We start from the raw sequence: 13,569 nt of genomic DNA, 5'->3' as shown, positions 1-13,569 counted from the left end.
TAAAAAAAAAAAAACTTTCTATTTCATTAAAAGCATAACAAAAAGAAGGACCGCTCCCTTTGGACGCGCCTCTCTCGCTTGCTTTCAGATCCTTGTTAAATTATCATATGGTATCCCGATTTACTGATTATAGTCATACAAATCACATAAGTCTGTACAAGTATTGCGGAAATTGAGGATGGTTCAATTCCATCGGTGATGTATCCAATCACCTCTATAAATACTCATCACATCATTAAAACGAAATTTACCAAAAGCCGAACGATTTACTTAAAAAGTAAGTATAACATATTCCGATTATTTCGAAAAGACTTATCAATGAGGCCCTGTGGACAGCGATATTGCAATATATCCTCGACTATAAACGTATGGCCGCTTTAAACTGTTCTCGATACAAATTAGCGCCTCCATTAGCCGGGTGGCGCAATGCGGTGGCGGTTACGCCATAGTGCGACAAGGTATCCGCCGCTTTCTGCCCTACCGCCAGCACGCGAGCGTTTCCATTCAGTCGCAGCAAGGCTTCCGTAAATGCCCAGCCTGCATCGAGCTCCGCCGGCACAGGCGTGCGATTCGATAACGGCACATCCTTCTTATGAGGATGGAAAGGGAAAATATTCCAAAGAAGCACTTCATAGGGAGAGAGGCCATTTTCTAATATGGCATTCCACACCACTGTATCAGTCGGTTCGTTAAAGCCCATAGAGCGCTGAGTGGCCTTTTCAATATACTCACTGTCCTTGCGGCTCGTACGCTGTCCCATCAAATCAGCGTTTCCCGCGCCCGGTGCATCATAAGCAAATAAAGAATCGCTTTTCATAGGCAGTATCATATGAGGCGCAATCGTTTTATGATGTCCCAACAACATGCGTTCACAGGTAATGGCGATGCCTGTAAAACGACCGCCCTGATATCCGATGGCTTCCGCCACCACCACATAGGGACAATGGCCCAGACGAGGCGTCAAATAAGCCTCCAACTGGCTGCGGCGAATAGGGGCCGCACCGGCCACATCATAGCGCTCATCTTCATCGCGCCACGGATTAAATACTGTTTCGCTACCTTCGTATGCCCCTAAGGCCGCCACAAACTCGGAGGCTGTCTTAATAGACTCCATGAGAGGCTCCCGTCCCAACATATCCTGTTTCGTCATTATCTATGTACACCCTTTCCATACTCTGTAGGCTTCATCTACCCGGATACACCAATCAATCCGAGTCTGTTTCAAAACTATTACATGTATCTTACTTCATACATAATTATTCTAACACGCATCTCCGGCTACACACAAAAATCCCCTCAGCATCGGCGCAGTTTCTATTGAACCTGCACACAATGTTATGAGGGGATTTAATCGTTTATATACTGCATTTTACATGTAGGATTTCTCCACTTGCAGTTTTTTCAACTTATTATGTTCTTCTATATGTGGTTTTAGTCATATAGTTGGAATCACTATGCGCCATACGCTACGGTGTCACGTAGATAAATTCTCGACCTGTCTGTGATTCTAAACGTACCATTTTATATAATGGAGAGTCTACAAAATAAGGCTGATTACCTTTAGACACAATGATCATCGATTTTTTATTAGCTTTTTGATCTGCCATAATCGCTTCCAACACTTGTGGCTCCTTCAAGCTCGGCATTTGATATTTTTCATTCCATGCTTCACTACGTTTTTCAGAAGGAATATTATTCATTGTACTGATTCGCGTAACATCTTTATCTGTATAGTACACCAAAGAGGCACTGTAATCATCATAATAGTAAATGGCTCCATCAAAGTTCGCCGCCACATCACGATAAGCTACAGAGGAGCGTTGCGACACGAGAGGCTGCACGCCTTCATGGATAACAACGCCACTAATTGCTAAGGTAGTCACTGCAATAACAACCGGTAACATGTAGCGTTTGCCATGACTATAATTAAGCACGGTCAAAATAATGCCGGCAATGATAAATACGTAGAGCAAGTACCAGAGGCCCCATGGAACGAAGAAGCTGGCCACGCCGAGCAATATCCAAAGGAAGAACGCCGGGCCTATGATAATCCACATTTTCTTTTTATTGGAGCCGGGACGCAGAATTTTAACGGTCCCAATGGCGCCCAATAAGCTAAATGGGATTAAGCTGATGAACGAATAGGTCGGATACTTCGTAGCCATAATGGAATAGAACAAAATGGTGCCCCAACCCATAATCATGGCGAACAGGTAAAACGGCTGCTTTTGTTTCCAGCCGTAGTACATGCCGTAGAAAATAGCGCCGGTCCAAGGTAACGACGCCAACGGCATAACTGCCAGGTAGTACCACCAGTGATTATCCTTCGGATGTTCCGACTGAGTAGCGCGCACCACATTATGGAGGCCCAAGAATCCATTTATGAACGCATCGCCATGCGTCATGTACATGTAAATGTACCAAGGCAAGGCTACGATACAGAATGCCAACAGCCCTTGCCAAGCAAATAGGCGTTTGACCATGCGCCATGAGCGATTGCACAGGGCAAAAATCAGGAATAACATGCCCGGCAATACCAAAGCTACAGGACCTTTTGTCAATACGCCGAGGCCCGCGAAAATGTAGGCCCATACGATGTACTTCGTCTTATCTTCCACAAGACCGCGGTACGCGTAGGCAAATACACCGATCGTAGTAAAGAGCAGCACCATATCGGTTATAATGCCGCGACTCAAAATCCAGAATTCCAAGGATGAGCCTAAAATTAAGGCACACCAAATGGATAAAAGGCGACGCCCTGAAATAGATCGTACCACCTGATAGAAGAAGGCTACGGATAAAGCACCAAATAGAGCGCTCGGGAAGCGAGCCGCAAAATCCGTAATGCCGAAAATTTTATACGATAAGGCTATGAGCCAATAAATCATAATTGGTTTGTCATACCAGAAGATGTGATAAATCTGAGGTGACAACCAGTTACCCGACTGAACCATTTCCTTGGCGGTCAAGGCGTAGTTGGATTCCACCGGATCCGTAACCGGCAAGGAACCGTTACCAATCGCATAGATGGCTAGTGCGAGTAAGAAAAATACGATACTTATGCGATGAAGCCGCATGGTATCACCTCCTTATTTTTGTGATCCATGCACGGCCCCTTGTGCATCGTCCGCCGCACCTGTGTGCGCCACATTGGCCCGTTCTTCTAATTTTTCCGCCAACACTTCATTAGCTTCTGCCAAAGCTTCTTTTGCTTCTGTTACCGCTTCATTAGCTTCAGCTACGGCAACGCGTGCTTCAACAACAGCCGCGTCAGCATCGGCAATGGCTTTATTTTTACGTTTTTTGTAGTAGCGATAGCCGAAAATAAGGGCTGCCACTACGAATACAGCGATCATAACCAACAACAATTCATGGTTATAAGCAATTAAGTCCTGCCAGTGTTCACCTAATTTTACGCCCAACCAAACCAATAAAATGGTCCATGGAATCGTGCCGAGCACAGTCCAGAGGATGAAGCGCCCCATCGGATAACGGGCAATCCCTGCCGGGAAGGAGATGAACGTACGAATCCCCGGCAACAAACGACCGAAGAATACGGCAGCGCCGCCGTATTTATTGAACAACTTTTCCGCTAATTCGAATTTATGTTCATTGAAGAAAATATAACGTCCGTACTTTAACAATAATGGACGGCCGCCCCATTCGCCGAGCCAGTAGGACAAAATCGAACCTACTACACCGGCCAAAGTCGCTACCACCATGGTAGTATACATTTCGAATACACCTTGGGCAATCAAATACCCGGAAAAACCGAGAACTACCTCACTGGGAATCGGCACATTGGCATTTTCCAGCACCATGGTAATAAACATGGCCCAATACCCGTACTGCTCTAAAAACGTAATTATATGTTCCACTCTTTCGCTCCTTTTTAGTCACTCGCTATATCATATCAAGTTGCATACTTGCTTCATATCCGGTAAAGCGGCCGCATCAACATCCTATTGGCAATCGTCACGTCAACGCCCTCTTTAACATCATATATGATAACAAGTAATTATTAAAGAAATTTGGCAAATTTATAAACTATTTTTAAAAAATCGTTCAAATTAGGTAATTTATATAGAAATTTAATCCTCGAAAACTATTTCAAAATGAATTCCCGGAACTACTTTAAAACAGCTTCCGGACGCACTTCAAATAGATTCTACAAAACCACTTAATTTCAGCAATTTATATAAACTTCAGATTTATTTTAACACAGTCCTTCAAAAAATAAGACAACAAAATGTAGAACTACACAGACAAATCCAAAGAAAACATTGCATTTGAGAGGTAGGCGGACCTACACTTTGTTGTCATTAAATCAAATTTTATAAGGAATGTGACGCCCTATTATAGCATCCTGCCGATTATTCAGCAAATACATCGTGTAATACGATAGTCTGGCTGCGGTTAGGACCTACGGAAACGATACCTAAACGAACGCCGGTCACTTCGGAAATGCGTTCTACATAACGGCGGGCCGCTTCAGGTAAATCTTCGTAGTTGCGAATAGCGCTGGTGTCAGTTTCCCAACCAGGTAATGTTTCATATACCGGTTCGCATTGTTCAAGTTCGTGAAGATCTGCAGGGAAGCCTTTCACTGTTTCACCATTCTTAGTGTAACCTACGCAAATTTTAACTTCCGGTAATTTATCGAGGATGTCGAGGCGAGTAATAGCCAAGTAATCCAAGCTGTTAAGGTCAGCTGCATAGCTTACAACGGCCAAGTCGAGCCAGCCGCAACGGCGAGGACGACCGGTAACGGTACCGAACTCATGACCTGTATTGCGCAGGTAATCGCCGGTTTCGTCAGTTAACTCGGATGGGAAAGGACCTTCCCCTACGCGAGTGGCGTATGCTTTTACAACACCGATAATATTTTTTAAATAGTTAGGGCCCACACCGGCACCAACGGATGCGCCGCCGGCAATCGGATGAGAGCTTGTTACGAACGGATAAGTACCATGATCAAGGTCGAGCATAGTCGCTTGAGCGCCTTCAAAAAGAACTTTTTGACCGTCTTTAATCGCTGTTACAACATTGTAGTTTGTATCAGTTACGTATGGACGAAGACGTTCCGCATATTCAGTATAGTCTTTTAAGATTTGGAAATAGTCAACCGCTTCCGTGCTGCCATATACTTCGCGAAGAATTTTGTTTTTAATGCGCACATTGTAATCAAGTTTCGCTTTGAACACTTCTTCGTCCATTAAGTCGCAGATACGGATACCTACACGATTTACTTTATCAGCGTAGCAAGGACCAATCCCGTTTTTAGTAGTGCCAATTTTTAAATCGCCTTTGGAATTTTCCTCTGCTTCGTCAAGTAAATTATGGTAAGGCATAATCACATGAGCACGATTGGAAATCTGCAAGGATTGAGCGCTTTTGCCTTCTCGTTCCAAGTTTTCAATTTCGTCCAACAGCACTTTAGGATCAATAACAACACCAGTACCAATAATGTTAGTTTTGTTATCGTATAAAATGCCGCTTGGCAATAAGCGAAGTGCGAATGCACGGTCGTCAACCACTACAGTGTGACCTGCATTGTTGCCGCCCTGACTGCGTACAACCACATCAGCCTGTTCAGCTAAATAGTCAACAATCTTCCCTTTGCCTTCGTCGCCCCATTGAGTACCAATTACCATACTGGTTGCCATAATATCAAATCCTCCATCTATATAAGTGATAGTTAGTATTAGGTATGGCCTGCTTCTTGCTTGATGTAATGAGAATTTCCCATTATTTCTCATCACAAAACGCCGTACTGCAAGCAACTTGCCATACGGGTATTCTTTGTAAAATGAGAATGGACTCATTACGAAGCATTTCATACACCTCATTATAACATAGAAACATCAACATAGAAACAAAAAGCGTGCACACACAAGAAAAAGCGGACATAAAGTCCGCTAATTTTCTTTTAACACCTTCTTATAGTCCGAAACGGGCCATAATTGTGTCTACATGGCGAAGCATACGATGTGGATCGAATAATTCATCGATTTCTTCGTCAGTTAAATATTTCTTAATGTCTTCGTCACCTTTGAGGCCGGCTTTGAAGTCTTTGCCTTCCAACCAGCGAGCCATGGCATGACGTTGTACCCAACGATACGCTTCGTCGCGTACGGCACCTTTGTCTACAAGGGCAGTTAAAATCTGTTGGCTGAAAATAAGACCGCCTGTAAGTTCCAGGTTCTTTTTCATATTTTCAGGGTATACCAATAATTTGTCGATAACACGAGTAATGAGGGATAACATGTAATCTACAGTAATCGTGCTGTCCGGTAAAATAACGCGTTCTACGGAGCTGTGAGAAATGTCGCGTTCATGCCATAACGCTACGTCTTCCAACGCTGCCTGTGCATTGCCGCGTACCACACGGGCTAAGCCGCAAATACGTTCGCAAGTGATAGGGTTGCGTTTGTGAGGCATAGCGGAGGAGCCTTTTTGTTTAGGGCTGAAGTATTCTTCCGCTTCGCGCACTTCTGTACGTTGTAAATGACGCACTTCAAGAGCGATTTTATCCAATGTGCTGGCAACGATAGCCAAAGTGCTGCAAAGTTCAGCATGGCGGTCACGTTGAATAACCTGAGTGGCAATTTTAACAGGTTCCAAGCCTAATTTTTCACATACATATTGTTCAATGAACGGATCGTTTACAGAATATGTACCAACGGCGCCGGACATTTTGCCTACTGCCACGCTCTTCTTCGCATGTTCCATGCGTTCGATATCGCGTTCAATTTCCGCCATCCAGAGGCAAAGTTTTAAACCGAAAGTAGTAGGTTCGCCATGGATACCGTGCGTACGGCCTACCATTGGAGTGTATTTGAATTCAGCGGCGCGTCGGCGAAGTACATCATGGAATGCATGTAAGTCTTCCAAGATAATATCGCAAGCCTGCTTCATCATGGAGCCCAAGGCAGTATCTTTTACGTCAGTAGACGTTAAGCCTAAATGAATGTATTTAGCTTCTTCCCCTACGTATTCGCCAACAGCTGTTACGAAGGAAATAATGTCGTGATTTGTTTCTTTTTCAATTTCATGGATGCGTTCCACATCGAAATTAGCTTTTTCGCGAATAGCCTTAGCTGCTTCTTTTGGAATAATTCCCAATTCAGCCTGCGCTTCACAAGCTAAAATTTCAACTTCCAACATTTGGTCAAATTCATTGCGTTCGCTCCAAATATGACCCATTTTTTCTCTAGTATAACGTGCAATCATCGTGCATGACCTCCATAGCAACCAAGAGTATATAAAGCTACATAACTACTTTAATGATATCATAGTGACTATACAGGGTCAACAAAAATAGCCGAACGATAAAATTAATATCAACCCTATCGTTCGGCTATTTATTTTGTTAAGTTTCGGACTCTATTGGGCGTACGCTCCAAGCGCTATACGCCTGCAAACACACTGCGCCGCTATGTCCCTATACACCCTTACGCTTCGTCTCCGAAAGTGACGGTTTCAACGCGCGCCATATCTTTAAACGGGTATGCGCAAAGACTTGCCACGGCACGGCCCAAGTCTTCAAAATCCATAGGATCCACTTCCGGGTTTACCGGACTTACACTGATTGTTTTTGCTTTCTTCTCATCCAAAGTAAGGCGGATTTGCGCCTTTACAGCTTCTCTTAACATAATTCGTTCATTTACCTTTGCCATATTAGATTCCTTTCCGAGAGCGCCTACGGCAGCTCCACATTACACATTCTTAACGCCACAGCTCTGCGCCGTACGCCTATTGCCTGCGCAAAGCTGTACATATTAACGTATTAGCCTATTAACTAACCTATACACCTGCACAATTCGAACTAGCGATCCTCCAATTCTTCACGAATTAATGATTCGGTAATCAGCAATTAATTATTCCATAATGGGCGACACCGTACTCACTACATATTGAGCACCCAAGAAGGATACGAGCGGCATCCCTTTAGAAGACATAAGGAAGTTTTTCTCCACAAAGGCTTCGCCTACGCTGCTCGCTTCCGCCAAGGTTACATTATCCTTCGGCACGGTAATTTTAAATACGGTCTCTTTGTTGTCGCTGTCTGCGAATAATAAATGTAATTCTTTTTTAACTACTACTTCGTTACCCATAATTTCCTCCTGATATAAACATTTACCAACTTTTGTTTTTCCCTTTTTTCGTCATGACGTAATTTACGCGATTAAGCTTTTAATACACCTTGCAAGAGTGGTAAGCCTCAAATTTTCGTTTGCTGCTTACACCTTTATACATTCCGTGAAATTCAAAATGTAAACCAATTTTTTTAAAAAATTTTTTATTCTTCTCATTCGGTGATAATCCTTGTAGAATGGGTATTTCTAATTTTTTCTATATAGTCAAGTCATAAGAGCTTGCAAATTACTCATCGTATTGTGCCAAAATTACTCTTTTATTTTTTCTCTGTTTAATAGTATAATGAAGTGTATCTTGTAGATGAGCCACGGTTTCATATACAAGATATTGATTTTATTAAATCGTAGCTGACACTTCACCACGTGGAAAGTAGCAGCTCTTTTTTTTGACATATAGTATTTAATTAGGGAAGGAATAGTAGTATCCATGGCTATTATGATTAAGAAACGAGACGGCCATTATGAACCGCTCTCCGTTGAAAAAACGAAAAAAATGATCGCCTTTGCATGTTTGGGGCTAGACGCATGCGACCCGATTGAATTGGAAATGGACTCCAAACTTCAATTCGTTGACGGCATGAGCACTAAAGAAATTCAGAAAATCTTAGTGCAAACCGCCATTGAAAAAGTAATCCAGAAAACTGATGACGGCTTCGGCAACCAGGTAAACCGCATGAACCAGGATTGGCAATATGTGGCTGCACGCCTGTACTTATTCGATTTATATAAAGAAGCGGCCATCAACCGCAAATACAAAGCCTTCGGATACGGCAATTTCCCTGCTTTGGTAAAAACATTGGTAGACCTTGGCCGTTACGCCGACTTCTTCGTGAATGAATACACCGAAGACGAGCTTCAGGAATTGGGCGATTACATCAAACCGAAGCGCGACTACCTCTTCAACTACGAAGGTATTAAATTATTGGCAGACCGCTACCTTGTAAAAGGCTTCGACAAAGAAGTTTACGAATTGCCACAGGAACGCTTCATGGCCATCGCGATGCACTTGGCTCTTATTGAAGGTAAACGCAAAGTTGAATTCGCCAAAAAATTCTACGATTTAATGAGCGAATTAAAAATGACGACTGCTACTCCAACATTGGCAAATGCAGGTACTCCGTTCCATCAGTTGAGCAGCTGCTTTATCTCCGGTGTAGATGACAACTTATGGTCCATCTACGATGTAAACAGCAAGTTCTCCCGCGTGTCCAAACATGGCGGTGCCCTTGGTATTTACATGGGTAAAGTTCGTGCCCTCAACAGTGACATCCGCGGTTACAAAAACTCTTCCGGCGGCGTTATTCCTTGGGTTCGTTTGTACAACGATACAGCGGTTGCCGTTGACCAGTTGGGCAAACGTAAAGGCGGCGCTACTGTAACTCTTGATATTTGGCACAAAGATTTCTACGAATTCGTTGAATTGCGCACCAACAACGGCGATGACCGTCGTAAAGCGCACGATATCTTCCCTGCCATCTCCATTCCGGACATTTTCATGGAACGCTTGTTGGCAAGACAGAATTTCTCCTTGTTCGACCCTCATGAAATTGAACGCGTAATGGGCTTCTCTTTGGAAGACTTCTACGACGAAGACGACAACAAAGCATTCACTGAGCACTACCTCATGTGCGAACAGAATCCGGACCTTCATCCAATCGAAGTTAGTGCCTTGGACATGATGAAACGCATCATGCGCAGCGCCGTTGAAACCGGTACACCATTCATCTTCTTCCGCGACACTGTAAACCGCACAAATCCTAACAAACATGCAGGCATGATTTACGCGTCCAACCTTTGCCACGAAATTGCGCAGAATGTTGGTTTCACCAACTTGGGCGAAGAAGTGATCAATCCGGACGGCTCCATCACAACTAAAACAATTACAGGCGACATGGTTACATGTAACTTGAACTCCATTAACTTGGGTAAAATTACGGACGAAGAATTGGAAGCGAACATTACATTACAAATCCGCATGTTGGACAATGTAATTTCCATCAACCAGTTCCCTGTTCCTGAAGCCAAAATGACCAGCGAAAAATATCGCGCCATCGGTCTCGGCACCAGCGGTTACCACCACTATTTAGTGCGCCATCAGATTCAATGGGAAAGCGACGAACATATTAAAGCGGCTGACGAATTATTCGAAAACATCGCTTACTATGCAATCAAAGCGTCCATGGAATTGGCCAAAGAAAAAGGTGCATACCCTGCATTTAAAGGTTCCGAATGGGAAACCGGCGCTTACTTCGAACGCCGCGGTTACACCTCTGAACGTTGGCAAAAATTGCGCGCCGATGTAGCTAAATACGGTATGCGCAACGGCTACTTGATGGCTATTGCTCCAACAGGCAGCACATCCAACATTGCCAACACAACAGCCGGCATTGACCCTATTTTCAAAAAATTCTTCATCGAAGAAAAGAAAGGCAGCTTCACTCCTAAAACAGCGCCTGATTTGGATAACTCCACATTCTGGCTCTACAAGGAAGCTCACACCATCGATCAACAGTGGAGCATTAAAGCGTGCGGCGTACGCCAGCGTCACATTGACCAGGCACAGTCTTTCAACCTTTACATTACACCTCAGATGAAGGCGAAAGAAATTCTCGACCTTTACATTGAAGCGTACAAACAAGGTATTAAGACAATCTACTACGTACGTAACCAGTCCATCGAAATGGACGAATGCACCAGCTGTTCCTCCTGATGCAAACTACTGACCTTTTGACGAGGAAATGATATACTAGAATTATGACGGCCCTCACTGCGAGGGCCCACTCCTATATACAGAAAGGGTGAAGGCAATCATGGATAAAAAACTGATTTTCAACGAACACGGCGACCGTGGCACAGAAAGTATGATTGGCGGCAACACCACGAATCTTCGCGAGTGGAACCGTATTAAATATGATTGGGCCACCGTGCTGTATCGCACCATGCTCAACAACTTCTGGATTCCGGAAGAAATTTCTTTGAACGAAGACGTTAAACAGTTCCCATACTTAACTGACAGCGAACGCCGCGCCTTCGATAAAATTATTTCCTTCCTTAACTTCCTGGACTCCATTCAAAGTGAAAACTTGCCGAACTTGAGCCGTTACGTAACCGCAGCGGAAGTTGCATCCCTGTTAAATATTCAGGCCTTCCAGGAAGAAATTCATGCGCAAAGTTACTCTTACATTTTAGATACAGTAACAAATCCGATTACTCGCGATCGCATTTATGACGAATGGCGTACTGATGAAGTATTGCTGAGCCGCAACCGCTTCATCGCCGACATTTACCAGCGCTTCAGTGATGATCCTTCGGAGCACAATTTCATCCGCACCATTATGGCTAACTACATTTTGGAAGGGATTTATTTCTACTCCGGTTTCAGTTTCTTCTACACCTTGGCACGTCAAGGCAAGATGACTGCAACCAGTACGATTTTTAAATACATCAACCGCGACGAAGTAACACACTTGATTTTATTCCAAAACATTATCCGTGAATTGCGCGTTGAACGTCCTGAACTGTTCACACCGGAATTGGAAGAAGAATTGACTGAAATGCTTCGCCAAGGCACTGAAAACGAGATTGCCTGGGGCCAATACATTACAGACGACAAAATCCTCGGTATTAACAATGTGTTGATTGAACGCTACATTAAATACTTGGCTAACTTGCGTCTTGATGCAATCGGTTTAAAACCGCTCTACCCTGAAATTAAGGAAAATCCAATGGCCTGGATCGAAAGCTTCTCTAACTTGAACAGCACGAAGACAGACTTCTTCGAAGCGAAAGTAACTAACTACACCAAAGCGGCTGCCTTCGACTTCGACGACTTGGAATAATAAAAAATACGCCCTTTGACTTTACAGTAAGAGCGTACTATAATAAATAACATCAAAAATTTAATACAACATAACAACATAAAAAGACGGGTTTTTAACCCGTCTTTTTTGTATGTCTTTATAAATTATCTTTTTCATCCAACAGGCGCACCGCTTTTTCTAAAACGCGCACCCCATTGGCAATGTGGATACTGTCCGCCCATTCCATCGGGCTGTGGCTGACGCCATCCTTGCAAGGAATGAACAACATGCCCGTCGGGGTGATTTCCGCCATGTTCATGGCGTCATGGCCGGCGCCGCTCGGCAACAACATGGACGCAACGCCGCATTCCTTGGCCGCGTCGGACAATACCTGAATCATAGAGTCCTTAAGAACTACAGGAGTTCCGTCCATTACCAAACGGTAATCGACAGTCAAATCGCGTCGTTCACACATGGATTCAATAAAGCCCAGTAAGGCATCCCAAACCAGACGTTTCGCTACTTTTGAAATGGAGCGAATATCCAGGCCCAATTCAACAGCACCGGGAATTACATTGAGAGCGCCCGGTGTTACCTGCAGCGTCCCTGCAGTGGCTACCACAGGTGCCAAGTCGCTATGCTTAATGATGCGACCTGCTACCATGTATTCATCTTCAGGATCAAGAGCCGCACGATTCGCTGTTTCTGTCATTTCCGAGGCTAATGCTTCGGCCTGCAAAATGACTTCTGCCGCCCCGCACAATGCGTCGCGGCGCATATTCATCGGCGTGGCACCGGAGTGATCCGCCCGGCCGGAGAATGTTAATCTGTGACGTGTAGCTCCTGCAATTCCTGTAACTACGCCCAAAGGATATTTCATTTCTTCCAACACGCGGCCCTGTTCAATATGCGCTTCAATATAAGCGTGAATAGGTCCGTCATATAAAGGCTTGCCGATAGCTTTATCATTCAAATTGCGTAATTGAAGCGCCTGGCGCAATGTAGTGCCTTCACGGTCTGTGAGGCGATCCAAATCAGCCTGTGTCAATTTACCCACTAACGCTTCACTGCCAATCATAGCGGCGCCGAAACGACTGCCTTCTTCACCCATGAAAATAATAACTTCGTAAGGGTGGCGAATGGTGCTTTTACCCTTTTCATCCTGCAATAAACGAGCTACTTCCAAGGCGCTCAGTACGCCGACGATACCGTCAAAATTGCCACCTTCAGGCACACTGTCTCCGTGCGAACCGCTCATAATAGGCGGCAAACTATCGTCAAGACCCGGCAGGCGCCCGATTACATTGCCGAATGCATCTTCACGCACTACGAGCCCCATACCTTCCATGCGTTTGATTAAATAGGAACGACCGGCCCAGTCTTCATCAGTGAAAGCCAAACGAGTAATGCCGCGCTCCGAAGCGGTTATATTCTTTAACACGCTCAATGACTCTTCTACGGAATGAATAATGGAATGCAATCCGTCACTCATGTGACCTATATCATGCATATAATGAAGATTCTGCTCATCACTAACATTCACTGATGCCCCTACAACCGCATCAGCAGTCTGTCCATTACGCTTATTACTCTCTGTATCCCGGCTCATA

9 protein-coding genes and 1 pseudogene are annotated in these 13,569 nt (G+C 44.3%); 2 read left to right on the top strand and 8 right to left on the bottom strand.

The features are described from left to right. Nucleotides 1–358: 358 nt before the first annotated feature. The 7 genes and pseudogenes from KHZ77_RS03675 to KHZ77_RS03645 all read right to left on the bottom strand — a co-directional run bounded on the left by KHZ77_RS03675 (nucleotide 359) and on the right by KHZ77_RS03645 (nucleotide 8,117). Nucleotides 359–1,150: a uracil-DNA glycosylase gene (locus tag KHZ77_RS03675; protein ID WP_295195840.1), complete on the bottom strand. Its 792-nt coding sequence runs from the start codon at nucleotides 1,148–1,150 to the stop codon at nucleotides 359–361. Between the two features lie 316 nt (nucleotides 1,151–1,466). Beyond that, nucleotides 1,467–3,077 carry a glycosyltransferase family 39 protein gene (locus KHZ77_RS03670; protein WP_295195838.1) on the bottom strand — a complete coding sequence of 537 codons (1,611 nt, stop codon included), beginning with the start codon at nucleotides 3,075–3,077 and terminating at the stop codon, nucleotides 1,467–1,469. A 216-nt stretch (nucleotides 3,078–3,293) separates the two neighbouring features. Continuing rightward, nucleotides 3,294–3,878, bottom strand: a pseudogene (locus tag KHZ77_RS03665) (DedA family protein); the annotation flags it as partial. Between the two features lie 495 nt (nucleotides 3,879–4,373). Continuing rightward, on the bottom strand, nucleotides 4,374–5,666 hold the full coding sequence (locus KHZ77_RS03660) for an adenylosuccinate synthase (protein WP_295195834.1): 1,293 nt from the start codon (nucleotides 5,664–5,666) through the stop codon (nucleotides 4,374–4,376). A gap of 274 nt (nucleotides 5,667–5,940) precedes the next feature. Then, entirely contained in the window at nucleotides 5,941–7,233 is a 1,293-nt protein-coding gene (purB, locus tag KHZ77_RS03655; RefSeq protein ID WP_295195832.1) for an adenylosuccinate lyase, read from the bottom strand. 221 nt (nucleotides 7,234–7,454) lie between these two features. Beyond that, nucleotides 7,455–7,679 (bottom strand): hypothetical protein, encoded by a 225-nt coding sequence (locus tag KHZ77_RS03650; protein WP_295195830.1) that lies wholly within the window; start codon nucleotides 7,677–7,679, stop codon nucleotides 7,455–7,457. Between the two features lie 201 nt (nucleotides 7,680–7,880). Next, entirely contained in the window at nucleotides 7,881–8,117 is a 237-nt protein-coding gene (locus KHZ77_RS03645; RefSeq protein ID WP_295195829.1) for a DUF2922 family protein, read from the bottom strand. 469 nt (nucleotides 8,118–8,586) lie between these two features. On the opposite strand from KHZ77_RS03645, the gene KHZ77_RS03640 reads away from it, so the two are divergent. Beyond that, nucleotides 8,587–10,869, top strand: coding sequence for a ribonucleoside-diphosphate reductase subunit alpha (locus KHZ77_RS03640; RefSeq protein ID WP_295195827.1), 2,283 nt, complete (start codon nucleotides 8,587–8,589; stop codon nucleotides 10,867–10,869). 100 nt (nucleotides 10,870–10,969) lie between these two features. Then, on the top strand, nucleotides 10,970–11,998 hold the full coding sequence (locus KHZ77_RS03635) for a ribonucleotide-diphosphate reductase subunit beta (protein ID WP_295195825.1): 1,029 nt from the start codon (nucleotides 10,970–10,972) through the stop codon (nucleotides 11,996–11,998). 118 nt (nucleotides 11,999–12,116) lie between these two features. Here KHZ77_RS03635 and KHZ77_RS03630 read toward each other — a convergent pair whose 3' ends face one another. Beyond that, nucleotides 12,117–13,568: a Zn-dependent hydrolase gene (locus tag KHZ77_RS03630; RefSeq protein WP_295195823.1), complete on the bottom strand. Its 1,452-nt coding sequence runs from the start codon at nucleotides 13,566–13,568 to the stop codon at nucleotides 12,117–12,119. Between the last annotated feature and the right edge of the window lies 1 nt (nucleotide 13,569).

Origin of the sequence: Veillonella sp., assembly GCF_018364065.1 — a bacterium.
GTDB lineage: Bacteria > Bacillota > Negativicutes > Veillonellales > Veillonellaceae > Veillonella_A.
The sequence above is the reverse complement of the archived record's forward strand: the minus strand, read 5'-3'. Positions and strand labels throughout refer to the sequence as shown.

What these genes read in the sequence shown, in the direction of transcription:
- KHZ77_RS03660 (WP_295195834.1), bottom strand. Translation starts at nt 5,666, where the DNA reads ATGGCAACCAGTATGGTAATTGGTACTCAATGGGGCGACGAAGGCAAA.
- KHZ77_RS03675 (WP_295195840.1), bottom strand. Translation starts at nt 1,150, where the DNA reads ATGACGAAACAGGATATGTTGGGACGGGAGCCTCTCATGGAGTCTATT.
- KHZ77_RS03640 (WP_295195827.1), top strand. Translation starts at nt 8,587, where the DNA reads ATGGCTATTATGATTAAGAAACGAGACGGCCATTATGAACCGCTCTCC.
- purB (WP_295195832.1), bottom strand. Translation starts at nt 7,233, where the DNA reads ATGATTGCACGTTATACTAGAGAAAAAATGGGTCATATTTGGAGCGAA.
- KHZ77_RS03670 (WP_295195838.1), bottom strand. Translation starts at nt 3,077, where the DNA reads ATGCGGCTTCATCGCATAAGTATCGTATTTTTCTTACTCGCACTAGCC.
- KHZ77_RS03635 (WP_295195825.1), top strand. Translation starts at nt 10,970, where the DNA reads ATGGATAAAAAACTGATTTTCAACGAACACGGCGACCGTGGCACAGAA.
- KHZ77_RS03630 (WP_295195823.1), bottom strand. Translation starts at nt 13,568, where the DNA reads ATGAGCCGGGATACAGAGAGTAATAAGCGTAATGGACAGACTGCTGAT.
- KHZ77_RS03650 (WP_295195830.1), bottom strand. Translation starts at nt 7,679, where the DNA reads ATGGCAAAGGTAAATGAACGAATTATGTTAAGAGAAGCTGTAAAGGCG.
- KHZ77_RS03645 (WP_295195829.1), bottom strand. Translation starts at nt 8,117, where the DNA reads ATGGGTAACGAAGTAGTAGTTAAAAAAGAATTACATTTATTATTCGCA.